Here is a 22337-nt window from a genome sequence, read left to right as displayed (position 1 = left end):
TAGACAATGACTATTGACGATTAAAAATAAGAATTACGTTTTATTAGGCGTTGCATCTCGACTAGCAATAAAGCCATAGAAGAAATAACCAAATAAGGTAATAACAGTGCCATAGAAGACGGCTTCTTCACCCGTAGAATAAGCGCCATAAATACTATAAATAACAGCGACAGAGCCGACTAATATGCCCGTGTTATATTCTTTCTGACCCACATTAGCCTGCTTCATAATTATGCCAAGAGCAGTAAGTGACAGAATATAAGGCACCATATTGATAAATACGGCTAAATTAACCAAGACGTTAAATTGTTTTAATAAGGTTGGAGAGATCGTCATCACTGCTAGCAATAATTCTAAAGCCAGCATAATCATCATGCCTTTAAACGGTGCATCATGCTTATTTACATCTGAAAAGATTTTGGGGAATAAACGCATATCTGCAGCAACTTTCGACACCTGAGCATTCGTGAACTGCCACCCTAATAAAGAACCAACACATGCCATGATTGCCATTGCGGTAATAATTTCACCCACGAAAGGCGTAAACATTTGAGCAAATACCAGACCGAAAGGAGAATCAGATTTAGCAAGAATATCGTTTGGAATAATACCTTGAATAACTGTAGTTGAGGCAATATAGGTTGCAGCAGAAAAGACGGTAGCCAACATACAAGCAAGTGGTACATTACGCTCTGGGTTTTCAACGGTTCCCGAGTTAGCACCAGCAGATTCGATACCAAGGAAAGCCCATAAAGTTAATGCCATACCCGCATAAATTGCACTACCAATTGAGACGTTATGCGGATTCCAAGCTTCTGCAAAGATTTTAGGATCAAACCAGAACCAACCAATAATAGATAAACCCAATACAGGAATAATAATGCCCCACACGGTTACTGTTGAAATTCGGCCGGTAATTTTAGCCCCTCTAACATTGGCAAACATGGTGATAATAAGAATGGAAATAACGCCAACGAAAGTATGAATTGGGGTCTCTTTCAACCAAGGAATAAAATATTCTAGATACCCAACACAAGACACGGCAATCGCAACTGCACTGATAACTAAACACACATAGTAGGTATAAGAAGCAATAAAGAAACTGGATTTACCGTGTGCTTTTTCTGAATAAGCTGACATCCCCCCATCATCAGTACAATACATACCACACTTAGCAAAAGCATAGGCAATGGCTAGTGCACCCAACGCTGTAATTACCCAAGCTAATAAAGCAATCCCACCGGTTGCAGCAAGACTCGACGGTAATAATATTATCCCTGACCCCATCATATTAACGGTAACAATGGTTGTTAATCCCATTAACCCCATTTTATTGCTGGCAGAACTCATAAAATAAGCAACCTTCTAAGTTATTAATTACATTAAAATTAATATTTAATTATTTATATACCTCTTTCTTTACTAATAAATAAAACTCAGGCAGTACAAATAAATATAATAATAGAATAGATGTATATTTTGAGAATACCTAAAAAAAATAAGAATATTTGATGACAATCTTATTTGAAATATATTGTTATGCCAAATCAAGGGACAAAAAAAAACGCATAAGCTGCAATTTCAAATTACAACTTATGCGCTTTATCAAACAATTAGAAACGAGTTTTTATTATTTTCGTTATTAGTTGCCAGTTTTGAAGGTAGCAACCTCTTTTCCTTGCTTATCTTTTACTGTTAAAACGTTATCAACAATAACATAGCTAGCATAGGTTGGTACTGACGCTAGGAATGCTTTTTCAAGCTCCATACCATCCATACACATTTTACGTGTTGATGCCGCAGGTCCCATTGTTAATGTGCCATTTGATGTTTCAAATGTACCTTGGAAGTTATTACAGCCAGAGAAACCATGTGCAGACTTTTTATCCATATCAAATTGGATAAATGCGATATTACCACCAGCCCCAGGTTTAACCGTTTCACCTTCAAGGGTTACTAATTCCCATGGTTGACCTGCAAGGCCTGTCGCCGCAGTTGCTGCTGGTGCTTGATGCACAACACGATCTAATTTGATCTCAATCGGTTGCTTCGCATCAGCGGCAAATGGATCAATGCTGGTCGTTGAGGTCATCACTAACTTATCTTCAACTTTGATCGTTGCACGTAGGCTATAGCGATGCTTATCTTGAATTTTCGCTGCATCATATTCTAGTGTTACAGGGTATGGTGGCGCACCAGCGACATCCATCGACTCACTCGTGATCGTGGTTGATGGCGCATCAGCTAAAGAAACATCTTCTAACGTTACATTTAATACTGCACCCGGTGGTAGCATACGACGATCTAGATAAATCACCTTTGTTTCTAATGATTTCATTTCTACTTTCTCAGCTTTAGCAACAGGTGCTGTCTGTTGTTGGTTTTGATTTGCAGCAGTGTCAGCGTCATTACATGCTTGTAGCATGAATGCAGAAAGTACAACTGAAGTTGCTAACGCTAGCTTTTTTAATTTAAAAGTCATTTTTAATTATCCTTTTATACATTTCAAATCATAACCACAGTAACGTTCATCATTACTCAGTTAAGGTTGCCATCATTGAGATAGCATATTGATTTAGAATTATTTATCTGTGAACTGCAAACAATAATACAGCATTCAAAATATGACGCAATCATTATAGATTACAGAAATGTTACGCTCTGTTAATAGTCAAAAAAGCTATATTTTACTTTTGTCATTTCTGTAAGCTCATAAGTTATAGACTATGATTTTCGAATAATCTATTCAGTGATTCATAATGACCAAATATCGCAACATCTTGCAGATATCGGCGAAGCATATCTAGTAGAACCGTCGCAATCACACAACGTTGATCATCATGGCTATAGACTCGTTTAAACTGTACATGCTGGATCCATTGCCCCTCATCTGTGATCAACCCAACCGTGACAGCACCATCATGCAATGCGCCAGAAAACAGCCCTATCTGACTATTTGGTATTAAACTTAAACCCTGTAATTGCTCACTCGCTACGTTGACTAAAGCATCCATATCAGTCTTCGTATCAACAACGGTGTTTTGGACGGATGCAGATACCACATATTCACTCAGTGCTGGTTGTTGATTTAACCAGTTAACAACAAAACCACCGGTTGATTGCTCTAAAATAGCCAGCTTTTTATTCTGTTGAGTAAGCATTGAAGCAAGGTTGTCAATTAACCCTACCTGCTTACCTACAATGTTATCCCCTAACAAGGCTTCCATTTCAGCTAACAGTACCAAAGCAGTATTCCCCTGCTCTGGTGCAAATAATTTCACTTCAATAAAAGGTAATGATGAGCGATAGCCTATTTCGTAACCTTGCGGCAAAGTAAGATGTTGAAATGCATCGCTGATGCTTGATTCTGATAGACCATAGGTAAATAAGCGGGAGCAACGTAAAGGTTGATTGGCAGGATATTGCGTTTGCAGACGAGGTAGGATTTGATCTTTCACCATGATTTTAAATTCACTCGGAACACCTGGCGTAAAAAAAATCCAAGCTCGGTTTAATTTAATGGCAAAACCACAAGCAGTTCCAACAGGGTTATCAATCAGCTCAGCCCCTTCAGGTAGCATCGCTTGTTTTAAATTAGCAGCAGGCATTTCACGATTAAGCTTTTCATATTTAGCTTTCATTTCTGCCACCCAATGATCAGATTGCTCTAATCCTACATTTGCAGCCATTGCAGCAGCTACTGCTGTTAAATCATCACTGGTTGGCCCTAATCCACCATTAACAATAACAATGTCACTATTTAAACTACACGATTCGATCTCTTTCGCTAATCGCTCACAGTGATCACCAACAGTGACACGACGTGTCATTGTTAAACCCTGTTCAAACAGAAATCGGGATAACCATGCTGCATTTGTATCAGTAATATCACCCAATAACACTTCTTCGCCTGTACTGATCATTGTTATTTCAATCATCATTTCCCTCTGAATCTGTGGCTTTATGATTTATTTTATTAGTCTATGCTCAACGACTTACCAGATACAGCTTTCTTTTACCCGATATAAATAAAGCAGTATTTTTGCCCCAACGGCTCATGTGTAAATCAAAGTTTACACCAGTTAAACTAATGTTGACAGTTAAGTTATCTACCGTTAATGTACATTTCTAGCGTATAACGCTAACAAAAACAGCACATAGATTAATAAACAATACACCGAGTACATTTGATGAAATTTATCCCTCACACCAATACCTATCGATAGCCACAGTGGCTATTATCAGGATGTAAACTTAACTGAACACTCATCTCGATACGCCTCTGTGGCCTCTATTTTCATAGGGAGCAACGACAGGTGATCAATACCACCTCCCGATCTAATTCATTACCTCTGGGAGCAACAAAAATGGCTTTAAATAAAACACTTGGCAGCATGCTTATCATTGCAGGAACAACGATAGGTGCAGGCATGTTGGCATTACCTTTGGCTTCAGCAGGCCTTGGTTTTACCACGGCATTAATTGCAATGTTCGGTATGTGGGCACTGATGACCTACACCGCGCTGCTAATGATTGAAATCCACCAACACGCAGAAACAGATGCGACGCTTAATACTTTGGCTCAGCAACTTCTTGGTCGTAAAGGGCAAATTATTGCTAATTTTGCCATGATGTTTTTGCTTTACTCTCTTTGTGCAGCCTACATTGCCGGTGGTGGTGGTCAGTTAAGTGAAAAACTAAGTGATTGGTTAAGCGTTTCTATTCCGCCTCAGCTTGGCGCATTACTCTTTACTCTCTTGATTGCGGGCGTTGTATCTATTGGTACACACACCGTTGATCTGGTTAACCGCATCCTTTTCACGGCAAAAATTGTGGCACTCGCCGTTATGTTAGGCTTACTTGTTCCACACGTAGAAGGCCAACATCTTGTTGAAATGCCAGTACAAAAAGGACTGATCCTTTCGGCCTTACCGGTAGTATTTACTTCGTTTGGTTTCCACGGCAGTATTCCATCTATCGTGCGCTACGTGGGTATTGATGTTAAGACATTAAAGAAAGTGATGATCTTAGGCTCTGCATTGCCACTATTTATCTACTTATTATGGCAACTTGCTAGCCAAGGGGTAATGAGCCAACCTGAGTTAATGGCAAGTACCACACTCGGTGCATTTATTGCGAGCTTAAGTGAGTTATTACATAACCCAATGGTCAGCAAATCAGTGTCTATTTTTGCAGACTTAGCATTGGCAACGTCTTTCTTAGGGGTAAGTTTAGGTCTATTTGATTTTATGGCAGACAGCTTAAAACGCGCTAGCAACGTGACTGGTCGTGTACAAACAGGCTTGATCACCTTCTTACCGCCATTAGCTTTCGCTATTTTTTACCCACAAGGCTTTATTATGGCACTGGGTTACGCAGCCATTGCACTTGTTATCTTAGCTATCTTCTTACCTGTTGCGATGGTTCGTTCACAACGTAAGAAACATCAAGCTGATAACATTATGCCTTCATACATGGTACGAGGTGGCAACCTTGCCTTAGCGATTGTTACGTTAGCTGGAGTATTAATTATTTCAGCACAAACCATGCAAATGGTAGGTATTATTCCAGCAGTAGGTTAATACCTAGTAAGCATTTATTAATAAGGAAGTAAATTATTTTACTTCCTTATTAACCTGTAATTTATAAATATATTTAAAGATGTAAAAAACTATTCATTACAATAGGTTATCCTCAGATTAAACTATTGATAAATCATTATACAAATACATGCTTATCGTTCCCTATATTGTGAACTAACATCACGTAATCAGAAAAAAAATCATATTCTGAACTTTATATCTCAGTTAATATCTGCATCACATAATAATTAAAAAGATATTGGTGATGGATATTTACTCGCCTTTCAATCATCTTCAAAGTCCTATTTGGATCTTTGATTTTGACCACAAACAAATCATTTGGGCTAATGACAAAGCGCTTCCACTATGGGAATCACCTTCTCATGAGGAGCTTCTTTCACGCGATCTTAGTAAAGATATGTCTGCTGCTGTAGAAGCGACATTAGAAGAGTACCGCGATACATTTAAACAAAACAAAACAATAAAAACTTGGTGGCATTTAGATCCAAGAAAAGTTGGCAAAAACCTTCTCTGCATTTTTTCAGGTATCATGCTCCCTGACGGTCGTGATGCAATGCTAGTTGAAGTGATTAGTGATGAATCAAGCCTTCGCTGTGAGCTGGCGTTTTCAGACTGTGCTAATCTCGCACTGCTGTTCGACGAAAATGGTGAGCTAGTTAGTGCCAATAATGTCTTTACCAAAAACTATGGCAATGATCTGCACAACCTCGCTTCCTTTGTTGGCGATAGTGACATCGCGAAGCAATGGATTTCAGATGCGATCCAAAATCAAAATCTGAGCCATAGTCGACTTTGTTGGACTGGACAAAACCATATCTGGTTTAACATTGAAGCAAAATGGTTATCTGATAAATCTCAGTTACTGCTTCAAATTGTCAATATCACTAAGGAAAAAGAAAACCTGCAACGTGAACGTTATAACGCAGAGCATGACTTTTTAACTGGGTTAATGAACCGACGCGGGATCTCTTCTGCATTAAAAGCAAGCCACCACTTTTCACTTCCTTACAACTTGCTGTTTTTAGATTTAGATAGTTTCAAGCTTATCAACGACACCTACGGGCATGCTGTCGGTGATAAATTACTCCGAGCGGTTGCTATTCGATTACTCGATACCATAAAATGTCGGGGATTAGTCGCACGTTTTGGCGGCGATGAGTTTATTATCCAAATTGAAGAACGTAATACCCCTAATTTAGAGCTACTCACCCGTGAAATTATCACTGCATTGAATCGCCCATTCTATATTAAGCATATTGGTGAGATTTCTATTGGCTGTAGTATTGGCACAGCGCAATATCCTAAAGATGCGGATAGCTTTGAAACGCTGATCACACAAGCGGATATGGCGATGCATTGTGCGAAGAAACATGGGCGTAACTGTAGCTATCATTTCCAACCACATTTAGCTGAAACACTATATCGTAAAAATGCACTGCGTCACCATTTATCACAAGCACTTGAAATTAAAGATTTTCAGCTTTACTACCAGCCAATTATTGACCTCAGCACTATGATGCTAAAAGGCTTTGAAGCACTGATCCGTTGGTATGATGATTCACTCGGTCACGTCTCTCCTGCAGAGTTTATTCCGCTAGCTGAAGAAACAGGACAGATTGTACCGATTGGTTCATGGGTACTACGAAAAGCATGTGAACAATTAGCTGAATGGAATCAAACCTACGATACCAAGTTAATCATGAGTATTAACCTGTCTCGTGCTCAACTCAAAATGTCACTGGTTGAAGAATTGGTATTGATCATTGAAGAATACAATATCGACCCATTCCAAGTAGCATTAGAAATTACTGAATCTGCGATGCTACAAGAGTTTAGTGAAGCCAAGCCTTGCCTAGATGCTATCGCAGATCTAGGTTTTGAACTTTATTTGGATGATTTTGGTACTGGCTACTCTTCTTTATCGCAACTGCAAAACTTACCGATCAGTACAGTTAAGCTCGATCAAAGCTTTGTACAAAATGAGGCTGATAGCGGTAAAGCAATTGTTGAAGCAACCAAGGCCATTTGTAATAAGTTGAATTTGAAAGTAGTCGCAGAAGGCGTTGAAACCAAAGAACAATTAGATTACATCCAAAGTTGTAATTTTAACTATTGCCAAGGTTATTACTTCAATAAACCTCTTTCTGTGCATGAGTTAGAAAACGGTATGTTAGAGACGTTACTAAAACGCAGTAAACCTCTCCAATCAGAAATCTACTAACACTCACCCATCACCGCGAGAATTATCTCGCGGTGATATTTCTCTTATGCTACATACGCTCAGCATGGATCAATAAGTTTCGCGGCGTCATCTGCTTTTCGCAAAATGTACCCAACGTCACCTTATAGCCAGACTCTTCTAAATAGCAGACACGATCAAGAACTAACCATAACTCTAATGGGCGACGAAATAATTGACGAACCAGCTCCATACGCTCAGTGATCGCAAAGCGTTTTTCACCTAATTGCTGCCAATAATCAAAGTCAATATCATCAGGTAATGTCATGCCTTTTTGCTCAGCAGCCCATAAACAAAAGGCTTCAAAACCTTCACCAAGCAAGGCTTTTTGAACATTCGGAATGGGTAAGTAATTGTTCGTTTGATTCACTTCTCGCTGTAATAAATCAAACCCTAAACGAAAACTGACTTCAACAAAGCGCAATTGTTTAACACGATTTCCTGCCGTCACCGTTTCTTGTAATGGCAAACGTAAATCATGTTTAGAAAGCTGTAACTGACTGGCTTTAGCGCCACTTGATAAGGGTTGATACTGGGTATGTTGGATCAAATGATAACAGCATGGTGATACACTCACCGCTTGCCCTTTTTTCGCCACCACTTGCTTGATCAACGATACATGCAAATCACCGCAGGCATGCAGCGCAACTGCGTGTTGTTGAGGTTGAATATATTGCTGACTACTCACATCAAACGCATCACCTTGAACAAAGTGAATATCCAATCCTAATTGCTTAGCCGCTGCTTCACCATCAACACACAGTTGTTGTTGCCACTCTAAACTAGTTACAGGTTGTTGATGCGTGACAGACAATACACGACCAAGAAAGCCTTTACCTGCACACCACTCAAGCCAAGGTACGCCTAACCGAGGTAATACTTGGTTAAACGCAGTGATTTGCTGCCACTTACGCCCCGGAATACCAGCATCAAAATTTCTCGGGTATGCATATTCACTCCCCGTTAAACGCGATGTTTCTGCTAACTTTGCAAGTAAAGCAGCATCTGGTATCCACGGTGTAAATACTTCAATCAAAGCATCTTGATCTTGAGTTAACTGCAATAACGTTTCATCATCAATCGCAGCTAACCACTCACAAAACTCTGGATGTTGTTCCTCCCATGCAAAACCTTTATCAGCAAAAGGAACAAACTGCCAGTACTGACGATTTGCCGTTAATAACGCATCTAATTGTTGAAAAGTGTTCGCATAACAAGACATAAATAATAACTTAGTGGTGCTAAAAACAAGGGGCGCTAGTGTATACCTAAATCACTCTGTCGATAAACTACCAAGCCGCCATTTCTGCATGCCAGAAACAACAAAACCGCCAATGACGGCGGTTTTGAACTATAAATCATGATGGCTTATCGAACGGGTAACTCAATCTCAGCAAACATTGCTTCAATTTCACCATTGCTCTTTAACGCGATGGCCTGATCGACCACGTTACGTGTTAAATGTGGCGCAAATCGCTCCATAAAGTCATACATGTAAGTACGTAAGAATGTGCCTTTCTTAAAGCCGATCTTAGTGGTACTTGCAGCAAAAATATGGCTCGCATCAATGGCAACTAAATCTTTATCTGTTTCAGGATCCATTGCCATGCTTGCAATAACACCCACCCCAATTCCTAAGCGCACATACGTTTTGATCACATCAGCATCGGTGGCAGTAAAGACAATCTTAGGCGTTAAACCTGAACGATTAAATGCACTATCTAATTCAGAACGACCAGTAAAACCAAACACATACGTCACAAGAGAATAAGCAGCTAAATCGTGGATCGTAATATTTGTTTTTGTTGCTAATGGGTGATCACTACGCACTACAATCGAGCGATTCCAGTGATAACAAGGCAACATGATCATATCTTGATATAAGTGCAACGCTTCTGTTGCGATAGCGAAATCTGAACGCCCTTTACCTACCGCATCTGCAATTTGTGCTGGCGTTCCTTGATGCATGTGCAGCGACACTTTTGGATAACGAGCGGTAAAACCTTGAATAACCGCAGGTAATGCATAACGCGCTTGAGTATGCGTTGTTGCAATATTTAATGTGCCCATCTCAGGATGGGTATGCTCGCCTGCAACGGCTTTAATACTTTCCACTCGCGATAAAATATCACGAGAAATACGTACAATATCTTCTCCCGCAGGCGTCACTTTGGTTAAGTGCTTACCACTGCGTTCAAAGATTTGAATACCTAATTCATCTTCAAGTAATCGAACTTGTTTACTGATACCCGGTTGAGAGGTATATAAGCTCTCAGCCGTTGATGAGACGTTAAGGTTATGATTCACCACCTCAACAATATAGCGTAGCTGTTGTAATTTCATGGTACCGCCTACTCAATAATCCGTTACCTTTCACACCACATCCATCAACCCCTTATGGTATTTAATGAGATAGGTATAATCGTGCAACCATGTAATTAACATTTTATATATTGAAACCAGTAATTTGCATAGCATTTGTTTGTTTTTTAGTTACAGAAATCAATATTTTTGCAATTATTCAATATAATAAGAAACTCAAACTTAAGTACAAAGTCAGCATAGAAATGCATGCCGTGTGACGTTTAAATTTGCTAAACAGCACAAATTACACTTCGATTTGAATAAAGCTCCTATTTAATAACCATCTCACTAGGCGGTTTTTTCGAGATGGTGTATCCTGCTATATTCAAGATTAATGCATGGAAGATAGATATATCTTATGAGTATTCCTTTAGTTATAGGCTTAATTGGTCTGTTACTTGCGCTTATCATTGGTTACAACGTTATCATTCAGTACCGCCAACGTATAGAAGCGATTAAGCAGCAAGAACTGGCAAAACATATTGCAATTATCGATGCAACGGAAGAGTTGATCGGTAATGCGCATCACCTGCCTTACAGCAAAGAATTATTGGTATGCTTAAACCAACGTATTGTTGATGCTTTGCAGCAAATGTCTGAAGCCTCTCCCAATGATCGTTCGCTCACTCAACGTATCAAAAATGTGACAGAGCAAATTGCCCATTTAGAAAGCAGCTATAGCAATGCCGATATCACCCCGTTTAAAGTTCCAAGTACGGACAAACAAGCGATTGGCATGTTGCAACTCGTTAAACGCCTAAAAACTGTGATAAAAAGTGAACACAGCAAAGGTCGTATGGGCACACAAGCCTTCGTTAATGAAAATGCCCGTTTAGAATCTATTCAATTACGTATCAATATTGAAAACGTTGTAAAACGCGCCAATGAAGCACGCATTAAAGGACAAATTGGCACCGCTAAACAATTGCTGAAAAAAGGCATTGATGTGCTGTCGGCAAAAAATGATAACTACGCCAACCAAGCTCGTGAAAAGCTTCAGTTAATGCTTGATGAAATTGATAACAAGCAATCAATGAATTACGAGCAAGAGCGTCAACAGCAGCTCGATAAAGATCAAGATGATCTCGATGTCTTATTCCAGCCAAAGCGTAAATGGTGATTTGCTTCACTTTGGCTTAAAATAGCTCAACTACAAAGGTCGCACTAGCGACCTTTTTTATGCCTTCAATAACAATAAATGATACGTCTTATGGATAACACGCAACAGATGATTAATGAGCTACTGACGCCCATTAAACAATTTCTTCAATGTGAAACGCCAGATAGCTGGATTGAAGAAGCCCGTAAGCCAGAAAACCTAACGGCATTGTTGGTCGATCACTGTAATTGTGAATTAAAAGCGAGCCAAACTGCCATGTTCATGGTACGCAAATACGCCGTTGACAAAGCCAGTGGTGAAGCGCTACTTGCATGGGCAAAGCCTTATGAAGATTTTGTTTACGGTGGCGAGAATCGCTCTACAGCAGCATTTCACAACAAAAAGAACGGACTATCAGCACCTTTAGTTGCTCGTCCTGATTTTCCTTATGGTGAAGAGCTGATTGAAAAGATGGTGCGCTTAATTAAAGAAGAGTTTCACCATTTCGAGCAAGTATTAGAGATCATGGAAAAGCGTGATATTCCCTACTCTAATCTTCATGCTGGGCGTTACGCTAAAGGCTTAATGAAAGCGGTACGTACTCATGAACCTGCCACTTTAATCGATAAATTGATTGTTGGAGCTTATATTGAAGCGCGCTCTTGTGAGCGTTTTGCCAAGCTTGCGCCTTATTTAGAGCCTGAACTTAAAAAGTTTTATATTTCGCTATTGCGCTCAGAAGCACGCCACTATCAAGATTATTTGACGTTAGCAGAAAAGATCGCTGGCAAAGATATCAGCGATCGTATTCACGCTCTTGGAGCAAAAGAAGCAGAGCTAATTTCATCCCCTGATAGCACTTTCCGCTTCCATAGTGGGATACCAGAATACATAGCTTGCTAATTCTTATAGCCTATTTCCAAAATACAAAAAAACCGCCATCAGCTTAGCTCATGGCGGTTTTTGTTTAACTTTGAAAGTTAACTAAGCAATTACTTCTCAGCTTTTTCTTTCTTCGGCTTTTTACGCTTGTCCGTGATTTCCCACTTACCATCAACGTAAAGTGCAGTCCAACCAGAAGGCTTACCATCAATCTCAGAACGCACGTAGTTTTCTTTACTCTTACGAGCAAAACGAACCACAGTTGGTAGACCATCAGGATCGGCCACTGGCGCTTCTGTTAGGTAAGTAAACTTAGGCGATAGACGATCTTTAAAGCGTACTAACTCTTCCACTAAAGGTGCACGTGTTTCACGCGATTTAGGGAAGGTACTTGCTGCCATAAATAGACCTGATGCACCATCACGAAGGACAAAGTAAGCATCTGGATCTTGGCTACATGGTAGCTCAGGTAGATGTACTGGATCTTCTTTAGGTGGCGCAACTTCACCGTTTTTCAGGATCTTACGAGTATTCTTACAGCTTTCATTAGTACAGCCCATGTACTTGCCGAAGCGACCGTTTTTCAGTTCCATATCAGAACCACACTTGTCACATTCGATAATAGGGCCTTCGTAGCCTTTCAGCTTAAATTCACCTTTCTCGACAATGTAACCTTCACAGCTTGGGTTATTACCACAAACGTGCAGTTTACGATCTTTGTCGATCAGGTAAGCATCCATCGCAGTATTACAAATCGGACAACGTTTCTTAGCACGCAGTGCTGCCGTTTCAACGTCTTCTTCAAGTACGTTAACAATGCCTTCTTCGCTACCTAAGTTGATCGTTGTTTTACAACGCTCTTTAGGCGGTAATGCGTAACCCGAACAACCTAGGAATACACCAGTTGATGCAGTACGGATCCCCATAGGACGAGAACAGGTTGGACATTCAATATCAGTTAAAACGATATTGTTAGGCTTCATACCGCCTTCTGATTCATCAAGCTCAGCTTTTTCAAGCTCAGTGGTAAAATCAGAGAAGAACTCATCAAGCACTTTCTTCCAGTTTTTCTCACCTTCTGCGATTTTATCGAGATTACCTTCCATACGAGCAGTAAAATCGAAGTCCATTAAGTCAGGGAAACTACCATCTAGGCGATCAGAAACGATTTCACCCATTTTCTCTGCATAGAAACGACGCTGATCAACACGCACATAACCACGATCTTGAATTGTAGAAATGATTGATGCGTACGTTGATGGACGACCAATGCCACGCTTCTCTAGTTCTTTAACCAATGCAGCTTCTGTAAAGCGTGCTGGCGGCTTAGTGAAGTGTTGCTTAGGCTCAAGCTGTTCTAGCTTCAATACGTCGCCTACGTTAACCATAGGCAGCGTTGTGTCTTCATTTTTACCCGATGGACGCTGTACTAGTGTCCAACCTGCAAAACGTAGCGTTCGACCTTTCGCTTTTAGGCTAAAGTCGCCCGCTTTCACCGTAATCGTACTTGAATCGTATTTCGCAGGCACCATCTGACAAGATACGAATTGACGCCAAATTAAGTCATATAGCTTAACTGCGTCCGCTTCCATACCTTCAAGGTTTTCTGCTTTTACTTCTACGTTAGAAGGACGAATCGCTTCGTGCGCTTCTTGGGCATTTTGTTTGCTGCCGTATACGTTCGCTTTTTCAGGTAAGTATTCATTGCCATACTCACTTGAAATAAAATCACGTGCTGATTCAACCGCTTCTTTTGAAAGGTTGGTTGAGTCTGTACGCATGTAGGTAATGTAACCCGCTTCGTATAGGCGTTGCGCTAGGCCCATTGTACGTTTAACACCGTAACCTAGGCGCGTACTCGCCGCCTGTTGCAGTGTTGATGTAATGTAGGGTGCTGATGGCTTGCTACTGGTTGGGCGATCTTCACGCTCAATCACTTCATACGCTGCTTTTTCAAGTAGCGCTTTTGCAGCCATGGTGTCCGCTTCGTTAACTGGGCGGAAAGCTTTACCTGCTTGCTGTGCCACCATTAAGCGTAGTGCATCTTTGCCTACGGTTAAGGTATCGGCGTGAATGTCCCAAAACTCTTCAGGATCAAACGCATTGATTTCGCGCTCACGCTCTACGATCAATTTCACCGCAACAGACTGAACACGACCTGCAGATAAACCACGCGCAACTTTTTTCCATAGCAATGGTGACACCATAAAGCCCACAACACGGTCTAGGAAACGACGTGCTTGCTGAGCGTTTACACCATCAATATTCAGTTCACCTGGCTCTTCAAACGCTTGTTGAATCGCATTCTTTGTAATTTCGTTGAACACAACGCGCTTATAGCGTGCATCATCGCCACCGATGATCTCACGAAGGTGCCACGCAATAGCTTCCCCTTCGCGGTCCAAATCGGTTGCGAGATAAACATAGTCAGCGTCTGCTGCTAGTTTTTGTAATTCGCTAACGACTTTTTCTTTACCTGGAAGCACTTCGTAATGCGCATTCCAATCGTTATATGGGTCAACACCCATTTTTCCGATCAGTGCTTTACGGTCTTTCTCATGTTTAATGCGTGCTTTCTCTTCGGCACTCAACCCTTTGGTCGATGTTGCCGCGGCCTTCTTGCCAGTAGTGCCTGAACGCGAACCTGTTGGCAAATCACGGACGTGACCAACACTTGACTTAACAATGAAATCCTTACCCAAGTACTTATTAATCGTTTTAGCCTTGGCTGGGGACTCCACGATAACGAGAGATTTACCCATAATGACTCTATTACGTCCTCGTGCTCGCTAGAATATAAAAATAAAAAACTGCCACTGCTTTACATTGTAACCAGCAACATTCGACCAATCTCATTAAGTCACTAATCATAAAAATAGGAACAGTGAATTAATATGATTGCCAGTGATCTTTTTCGTAATCAAACATTTTTGCAATGACAAATTGCATTGTAGCTACGTAAAATTCTATTTACATATTGGGCTAGAATACAAGAAGGTCAACTGCTTTTTAACGAAATCCGTCTATTTGGTTGCACCTTCTTCAATTGTTAATAAAATGTATAGCACAATTTTTATCTTATCGACTATCAAATAACAGACTGATTTAAAAGCATATACTAGCACTCTCTCAGCCAGCATTAACGGTTCAAAATCGAAAAAAATAAAATGAGATAGAAATTCGCGCAGATCATTACCATTTATCGAACATCACTGACTAGCAAAAAAAGTCTTTTTACGCTTTTGCTCACACTAATAAAGAATTTAAAACTGAAATGCGGTTATCACTGATTAATAATTAAACATTCTTTATCTGCGACTATTTGTTTTATTCAATTAACTTAAATAGACTACACTCGCTATTCAATTGTTTGAGACTTTAATATGAGTAATAAAAACCCAATTTCATCAACTGATTTACTAATGATTGCAAATCAAATCATTCAAGATCAAGAGTCTTATATTGATGGTATGCGCGCAACATCTGTAGAAGAGCGTGATGGCGTTTTAATCTTTAAGGGTGAATACTTTCTTGATGACGAAGGACTGCCAACAGCCAACACAACAGCAGTCTTTAATATGTTCAAATTGCTAGCGCATAAGCTTTCTCCTGAGTTCACTTTAGCTGACTAATTGAGCTCAACATAAAAAAACCCGCACGCTGCGGGTTTTTATTTATCATTCAAAGCATATTACATGAATGGGCGTTGGCCACGTGCAACCCACTTCATCAGTAGATTATCTGCCGCATCACCTGACGCACCAGCAAGTTTTTCTGCAAGCTTCTTACGACGAACATACTTCACTTTCAGCACTTCACGATCTTTACATGCTTCAGTGATTAAGTCATCACTGGTTGAAATTTGATCCACTAATCCAAGCTCTAGTGCTTGTTGACCAAACCAGTGCTCACCTGTCGCTACTTTTTCAAGATCTAACTCTGGACGATGAACTGCAATAAAGTTCTTAAATAAACCGTGTGTTTCTTCAATTTCTGTTTGGAATTTCTCACGTGCTTTATCGGTGTTTTCACCAAACATGGTTAGTGTGCGCTTAAATTCACCTGCTGTGATCTGCTCGTAATCGATATCGTTCTTTTTCAATAACTTATTAAAGTTAGGAAGCTGAGCAATAACGCCAATTGAGCCCACAATCGCAAATGGTGCAGATACAATCTTATCAGCCACACACGCCATCATATAACCGCCACTTGCTGCGACTTTATCAACAGAAACAGTTAGCTTAATACCCGCAGCTTTTAAGCGATCAAGCTGAGAAGATGCTAGGCCGTAACCGTGAACCATACCGCCGCCTGTTTCGAGACGAAGTAACACTTCATCACCTTCAATAGCAACAGCAAGAATTGCAGTGATTTCTTCACGTAATGAAGAGACTTCACGTGCATCTAAACTACCGTGGAAATCAACCACAAATAAACGAGGTTCACGTGAAGTATCTAAGCTGCCATTTTTAGCCGCTTGCTTCACTTCTTGTTGACGTGCTTTATCTTTTTCTTTCTCTGATTTCTTCTCTGCTTTATCACGTGCTTTCAGCAGGGCTTTATCAAACAGGTGCGACTCTAACTGATTCACAGTATCTTTGTACTGCTCCGTTAAGTCAGTCACTTCTAGTTCACCTTTTTGTAAACCATGACGACCATTTAGGGCTTTTACTAGTACCAAAACACCAACAATGGCAACCACAACAGTCGCGATTTTGGCGAAAAATAGTCCATAATCAAATAAAAATTCCAATATCCAATCCTCTTTGTTGGCAATACAAAAGCGCCATAACGTATTGTAACTGTGATATCACTTTCATCGCTATCTTCTCTTTCAGAAAAAGAAAATGAATCCGACCATAGATCACGACTTAAGATGAAAGGAAATTCTCTCAGCTAGTAAATTCTGATATGTTTCGTTAGTAGTAATCTATATTTTTACCAAGCTCAATACTTGGTGCGGTTTTAGACTAAATTTCAACCGAATAACAATAAAAACAACATAAGAAGGAAGCTAATGTGGAATACCAGATCGCTGCAGACTCTCTCAAAGATCGCGTTATTTTAGTAACAGGTGCTGGTGACGGCATTGGACGCGAAGCCGCTATTCAATACGCAGCTCATGGTGCAACTGTCATTTTATTGGGAAGAACAGTCGCAAAATTAGAAGCTGTTTATGATGAAATTGAAGCTCTCGGTTATATCCAGCCAGCTATCATCCCGCTAGATTTAATGGGCGCAACTAAGCAACATTATCTGGATATGGTCGATACTATCGAACAACAATTTGGACGTTTAGATGGCGTGCTACATAATGCAGGTCTCCTTGGCGTTTTAAGCCCATTAGAGCAAATTGAAGAATCAACATTTGATGACGTAATGCAAGTAAACGTAAAAGCACAGTTCTTGCTAACACAAGCAATTATTCCATTGATCAAAAAATCCCCAGATGGTCGCATTGTATTTACCTCATCTACGGTTGGTCACAGTGGTCGTGCATTCTGGGGTAGTTACTCGATTTCTAAATTTGCAACTGAAGGAATGATGCAGGTGTTAGCCGACGAGCTCAGCAATACCAATGTGAAAGTGAACGCCATTAATCCTGGCGGCACACGTACAGGTATGCGCGCGCAAGCGTTTCCAGCAGAAGATGTGACACAACTAAAAACACCCAAAGATATTATGCCGTTATACCTTTACTTAATGGGGCCAGAAAGCCAACACGTTTCAGGTAAATGTATTGATGCACAACCAAAGCTAAAACCAGCATTTAGCAATGAAGAAGAAGAGTAACAACTAAGCTTATTCATTGTTATTTAAACGAAAAAGCCGACACAAACGTCGGCTTTTCAATCTCTAAATATCTTATTTTCTATTGGCTACTTTTGAGTTGTTTTCGCCATTGCCAAGCAAATAATCCTGACAAGGTTAGCACTACAACGGCAGAGCCTAATAGCACGTTAGAAGTCGGTGTTTCACCAACAATTAGCCACACTAATAATGGGCCAAATAACACTTCAAGCAATAAGATCAAGCTGGTTTCCGCTGCGGGTAAATAGCGAGGTCCATGAGCAATCAAATAGAAAGACAATGGGATCACAACGCCACCCAATAAAAACATCTCTATCGCTTGGCGCATATCGAGTGCAAAAGGTTTTGCCCCCACCACTAACGAAATAATCGAGGTAAATACCCCTGCAAGGATGATGTAAACAGAACCTAGCTGCCCTTGAGTTTTACGCAACGCAACAAGGTACACCGCAATAGCAATCGCTGAGACAAGCGCCAGAGAATCACCACGCAGCTCATCTACCGTTGGGTGATAACCAAAGACTAAACCTATCCCGCCAACAGCAATAATAATCGCCATTACTGTTGCTTTATCTAGCTTCTCTTTTAAGAAAAAGAAGCCAATAACAGCAGTAAATAATGGCGCTGTATTAGTGATCACCAAGGTACTCGCGACTTGAGTATTATCCAATGAGAGCACAAAACAGATAGTCGATGCACTAAACAGCCCTGCTGTGATCAAGGTTAACAACGATGGACGCAGTAAATGCTGAGTGATCACTTTTCTATCAGTGAACCACTGCACCATAAACAACATCACTGCAGGCAAAAATCCTCGCCAGAAGATCAATGTCCACTCACTACTGTCTATTAAACGGACGAGTAACGTATCAAAACTTAAGACAATCACACCCAACAAGGTGATCAATCGGCCCCGTTGTTGCCCTTTTAATGCCTCTAACATTGTTACACTCACATATTATGCGTTATTCGTTCGAATCCCTTCACTGTATCCCTGTAATGTCATGATGCTGACTTCTGCATCTTGGTTGGCTTAAGCCTGCACTTTGCATGTTACTTAGATATAGCATGCATCACAGCAATTAATAATACTTTTGATAAAGTACACACCTTGGTTATACCACGTCATTTTCAGGATACAAAAAAACCGACGCTTGGTCGGTTTTTTATTAATCAGTCTCATATTAAATCTAAGATTACTTACGAGTACGTGGTTTTGCTGGCTTGTTCGCTAATGGGTTACGGCGGTTAGCTGCATTACCTGAAGGCTTACGCTTACCTGATGACTGTGGCTTACCACTGTCATTTCGGTTGTCACGCCCCTTGGCAGGTTGTGAACGACCGCTACCACGACGTTCGTTTTGCTGTGACTCAACTTCTGCGTTACGGCTAGCACCTGGGTTACGACGATCGTTGTTACGACCACGACGACCACGAGCGTTACCATTACCTGTTTCAATACGCTCTTCGTGACGACGAACAGCACGACGAATTTGGCGAATGCCTTTCTTACGCTTTTGACCTTCAACAGTCAGTGCTGTTTCAGTCTCAGGTGGTAGCTCTACTGTTGCGCGAAGTTCGTTCACTTCTTTTAGCTCTAGCTCGCTCCAACCACCACGAGGCATGTCTTTGGTTAGGTAAACATCACCGTAACGAACACGCTTTAGACGGCTTACTGTTACGCCTTGTGAATCCCATAAACGACGCACCTCACGGTTACGACCTTCAGTGATCACAACGTAGAAAGTATGGTTCATACCTTCACCACCAGCGTAAACCACATCTTCGAAACGTGCTAAACCATCTTCTAGTTCAACACCTTTAACAAGGTTCTTCACCATTTGCTCTGTCACGTCACCGAATACACGTACCATGTATTCACGCTCAACCGTACGGCTTGGGTGCATTAGACGGTTTGCAAGCTCACCATCAGTAGTGAATAACAGCAGACCTGATGTGTTTGCATCAAGACGACCTACCGATACCCAGCGACCTGTATTTAAGCGAGGAAGACGATCAAATACAGTACGGCGACCTTCAGGATCGTGACGAGTACATAACTCACCTTCTGGCTTGTTGTACGCCAAAATACGGCAGATTTCTTCATCAGAAGAGATAAGCTCAATACGGTGACCATCCACACGTACGTTTGCAGTCATATCTTCAAGACGATCGCCAAGTTTTGCCACAACACCATCAACACTTACGCGGCCGTTTTGGATCATTAGTTCGATTTCACGACGTGAACCTTGGCCAGCTCGTGCCAATACCTTCTGTAATTTTTCACTCATTTTTAGACAAACCTTTGTCGCCTTCACAGGCGTCGAAATACTCATCAAAACATCTCGGACTATAATTTACTTTTATAATCAGTAAATTAGGAAGCCAAAATGATTTATGCGAATAGCAATAATTTGGATTCTGTGCGAGGTTTTAACACTCAACATAAATCAGAATATGGGTGCGCATTATGCCAAAATGCGACTTCGTTAGCTATAAAAAAGATAGTTGATATCTCAGGTAATTTACCGATAAATCAACAAAATAAAATGTCCCAAAACGAAAAAAGCAAACAGCTAAAAACTAACTGTTTGCTTTTATTGAAGTTACGCTTTGAACGATAACAACAGATTATTCAAACGGTGCCACATCACCAGCACCGACACGAACAATATCAATTTCACCTTCACTGAAATCAATCACTGTTGTAGGTTGTTCACCTAAATAACCACCATGCATGATCAAATCAACGGCATGCTCTAGTTTATCGCGGATTTCATCCGGATCAGATTCCGTCGTATCATTACCCGGCAAAATCAAAGACGTTGACATTAACGGCTCACCTAACGCTTCAAGTAACGCTAAAGCAATCGCATTATCAGGCACACGAATACCGATCGTTTTACGCTTAGCGTTCATTAAACGACGTGGCACTTCTTTAGTACCTTTGAAAATAAAGGTATAAGCTCCCGGTGTATTATTACGTAGTAAACGGAACGCAACATTATCAACACGGGTATACAAAGATAGCTCTGATAAATCTCGGCACAACAAGGTAAAGTTATGCTTTTCGTTTAAACGACGAATTTGGCAAATACGCTCAAGTGCTGCTTTATTTTCAAGCTGACATCCTAGCGCATAACCAGAATCTGTTGGGTACACCACCACACCGCCATTTTTAATAATTTCTACCGCTTGTTTAATTAAACGGGCTTGTGGGGTTTCGGGATGCACATAAAAAAATTGACTCATTATTCCTCCTTTGAGGCAGCAGCTTCAGCTTGAAGCTCTACCTCTACTCGCTTTTTCTCCACTTCCCAGTCATGCCAAATCGCTGGCACATCTTTTGGTAGCCACAAGTTACGTCCTAATTCCGTCCACGGTGATTGATAGTGGAAATCAGAACCTTGTGAAGCAAGTAAATTATATTGTATGGCGTAATCCCCTAAGGTACGTCGTTCTTGTGGTGCTTGTTGAGGCTGGGCAACTTCCATTCCGTCACCACCCACTTCGATAAAATGTTGGATCAAACGCTTAAGCCATTTTGCCGTCATGTTGTAACGACCGGGATGAGCAATAATAGCTTTACCACCCGCTTGATGGATGATTTCAATCGCCTCGGCAATCGTCCCCCAATTAGGCGGCACATAACCTGGATTGCCACGGGTTAAGAACTTCTTAAATACAGCCTGCATTGTCTTAGCATAGCCTTGATCGACAATCCAACGTGCAAAGTGTGCACGAGTCACTGATGCATCACCAGCGAGTGCTGCTGCTCCTTCATAAGCGCCTGGCATTCTATTTTTTTCTAATCGCGCACCGATTTCTTTTGCACGAGCAAGGCGACGCTGCGCTTGTTCATCAATAAACGAAAGTAGTGCAGGATTATTAGGATCTATATTAAGCCCAACTATATGAATATCAAAGTTTTGCCATACGGTAGATATCTCAATACCGTTGATTAATGTGATCGGCAAATCTTCTTGCTCAATCACGCTATGGGCTTCATGTAAGCCAGCAACTGTATCGTGATCAGTAATAGCAAGGATATCGACCCGCATATCTACGGCACGTCGAACCAATTCTTGCGGCGTTAAGCGACCGTCTGACGCTGTAGTATGGCTGTGTAAATCAAACAACATAAGTTTTATTCTTGACTTTATAATCGTGAACTAGTTTACTAGTACATAAATACCAAGTATCCAAATACTTGATTGCTTTGCTGATTCGGTTAATGAACCTGATAGCAAAAATGTAACTAATGCCTAATAGGACTCTTACATGGTACAGCAAATTCACCAGCAACAATGCGTTTTCTTCAATAATTGGTGGTGGCATT

The 22337-nt window shown here is 40.8% G+C and carries 17 protein-coding genes and 1 other annotated feature (1 of these 18 only partly in view); of the genes, 6 read left to right on the top strand and 11 right to left on the bottom strand.

Annotated elements, in window-relative coordinates; all coding sequences use genetic code 11:
* Window positions 1–33: 33 nt before the first annotated feature.
* The 3 genes from potE to Q7657_RS14505 all read right to left on the bottom strand — a co-directional run bounded on the left by potE (window position 34) and on the right by Q7657_RS14505 (window position 3938).
* Entirely contained in the window at window positions 34–1350 is a 1317-nt protein-coding gene (gene potE, locus Q7657_RS14515) for a putrescine-ornithine antiporter (RefSeq protein ID WP_023932822.1), read from the bottom strand.
* Between the two features lie 292 nt (window positions 1351–1642).
* Window positions 1643–2482, bottom strand: coding sequence for an META domain-containing protein (locus tag Q7657_RS14510; protein WP_107165041.1), 840 nt, complete (start codon window positions 2480–2482; stop codon window positions 1643–1645).
* A 235-nt stretch (window positions 2483–2717) separates the two neighbouring features.
* Window positions 2718–3938 carry a CinA family nicotinamide mononucleotide deamidase-related protein gene (locus tag Q7657_RS14505; RefSeq protein WP_107165040.1) on the bottom strand — a complete coding sequence of 407 codons (1221 nt, stop codon included), beginning with the start codon at window positions 3936–3938 and terminating at the stop codon, window positions 2718–2720.
* 429 nt (window positions 3939–4367) lie between these two features.
* Here Q7657_RS14505 and tyrP point away from each other — a divergent pair, with 429 nt between their 5' ends.
* Both tyrP and Q7657_RS14495 read left to right on the top strand, forming a co-directional pair.
* Window positions 4368–5582, top strand: coding sequence for a tyrosine transporter TyrP (gene tyrP, locus Q7657_RS14500; RefSeq protein ID WP_107165039.1), 1215 nt, complete (start codon window positions 4368–4370; stop codon window positions 5580–5582).
* 265 nt (window positions 5583–5847) lie between these two features.
* The gene (locus Q7657_RS14495) at window positions 5848–7824 is read left to right on the top strand and encodes a putative bifunctional diguanylate cyclase/phosphodiesterase (RefSeq protein ID WP_107165038.1); all 1977 of its coding nucleotides are present in this window, start codon (window positions 5848–5850) and stop codon (window positions 7822–7824) included.
* A 49-nt stretch (window positions 7825–7873) separates the two neighbouring features.
* On the opposite strand, the gene Q7657_RS14490 is transcribed toward Q7657_RS14495, so the two are convergent.
* Both Q7657_RS14490 and cysB read right to left on the bottom strand, forming a co-directional pair.
* On the bottom strand, window positions 7874–9064 hold the full coding sequence (locus tag Q7657_RS14490; protein ID WP_107165037.1) for a methyltransferase: 1191 nt from the start codon (window positions 9062–9064) through the stop codon (window positions 7874–7876).
* Window positions 9065–9210: 146 nt separating this feature from the next.
* Window positions 9211–10185 carry an HTH-type transcriptional regulator CysB gene (gene cysB / locus Q7657_RS14485; protein ID WP_053988350.1) on the bottom strand — a complete coding sequence of 325 codons (975 nt, stop codon included), beginning with the start codon at window positions 10183–10185 and terminating at the stop codon, window positions 9211–9213.
* 379 nt (window positions 10186–10564) lie between these two features.
* Here cysB and Q7657_RS14480 point away from each other — a divergent pair, with 379 nt between their 5' ends.
* Complete coding sequence (locus tag Q7657_RS14480; protein WP_107165036.1) at window positions 10565–11326, top strand: DNA repair protein; 762 nt, start codon at window positions 10565–10567, stop codon at window positions 11324–11326.
* Between the two features lie 90 nt (window positions 11327–11416).
* The gene (miaE, locus tag Q7657_RS14475) at window positions 11417–12208 is read left to right on the top strand and encodes a tRNA isopentenyl-2-thiomethyl-A-37 hydroxylase MiaE (RefSeq protein WP_107165035.1); all 792 of its coding nucleotides are present in this window, start codon (window positions 11417–11419) and stop codon (window positions 12206–12208) included.
* 89 nt (window positions 12209–12297) lie between these two features.
* Here miaE and topA read toward each other — a convergent pair whose 3' ends face one another.
* Entirely contained in the window at window positions 12298–14949 is a 2652-nt protein-coding gene (gene topA / locus Q7657_RS14470) for a type I DNA topoisomerase (RefSeq protein WP_107165034.1), read from the bottom strand.
* Window positions 14950–15570: 621 nt separating this feature from the next.
* On the opposite strand from topA, the gene Q7657_RS14465 reads away from it, so the two are divergent.
* Window positions 15571–15819 (top strand): YciN family protein, encoded by a 249-nt coding sequence (locus Q7657_RS14465; RefSeq protein ID WP_008986674.1) that lies wholly within the window; start codon window positions 15571–15573, stop codon window positions 15817–15819.
* Window positions 15820–15878: 59 nt separating this feature from the next.
* Here Q7657_RS14465 and sohB read toward each other — a convergent pair whose 3' ends face one another.
* Window positions 15879–16940 carry a protease SohB gene (sohB, locus tag Q7657_RS14460; RefSeq protein ID WP_107165033.1) on the bottom strand — a complete coding sequence of 354 codons (1062 nt, stop codon included), beginning with the start codon at window positions 16938–16940 and terminating at the stop codon, window positions 15879–15881.
* Between the two features lie 266 nt (window positions 16941–17206).
* Between sohB and Q7657_RS14455 the strand changes: the two genes are divergently transcribed.
* On the top strand, window positions 17207–17980 hold the full coding sequence (locus tag Q7657_RS14455) for a YciK family oxidoreductase (RefSeq protein ID WP_498827332.1): 774 nt from the start codon (window positions 17207–17209) through the stop codon (window positions 17978–17980).
* Between the two features lie 79 nt (window positions 17981–18059).
* Here Q7657_RS14455 and Q7657_RS14450 read toward each other — a convergent pair whose 3' ends face one another.
* The 4 genes from Q7657_RS14450 to rnm form a co-directional block, all read right to left on the bottom strand.
* Window positions 18060–18941, bottom strand: a complete 882-nt coding sequence (locus Q7657_RS14450; protein ID WP_107165031.1) for a DMT family transporter — start codon at window positions 18939–18941, stop codon at window positions 18060–18062.
* A gap of 253 nt (window positions 18942–19194) precedes the next feature.
* Window positions 19195–20289 carry a 23S rRNA pseudouridine(2605) synthase RluB gene (gene rluB / locus Q7657_RS14445; protein WP_053988357.1) on the bottom strand — a complete coding sequence of 365 codons (1095 nt, stop codon included), beginning with the start codon at window positions 20287–20289 and terminating at the stop codon, window positions 19195–19197.
* Window positions 20290–20629: 340 nt separating this feature from the next.
* Window positions 20630–21250 (bottom strand): L-threonylcarbamoyladenylate synthase, encoded by a 621-nt coding sequence (locus tag Q7657_RS14440; protein ID WP_107165029.1) that lies wholly within the window; start codon window positions 21248–21250, stop codon window positions 20630–20632.
* Entirely contained in the window at window positions 21250–22140 is an 891-nt protein-coding gene (gene rnm, locus Q7657_RS14435; protein WP_107165028.1) for an RNase RNM, read from the bottom strand. Before rnm ends, Q7657_RS14440 begins: the two co-directional genes overlap by 1 nt.
* Before the next feature lie 178 nt (window positions 22141–22318).
* Window positions 22319–22337, top strand: a sequence feature (Trp leader region); it runs 77 nt beyond the window's last position.

Source organism: Candidatus Photobacterium acropomis, from assembly GCF_030685555.1.
Lineage (GTDB): Bacteria > Pseudomonadota > Gammaproteobacteria > Enterobacterales > Vibrionaceae > Photobacterium > Photobacterium lucens.
Note: the sequence above shows the minus strand (reverse complement) of the source record. Positions and strands in the feature narration are given on the sequence as shown.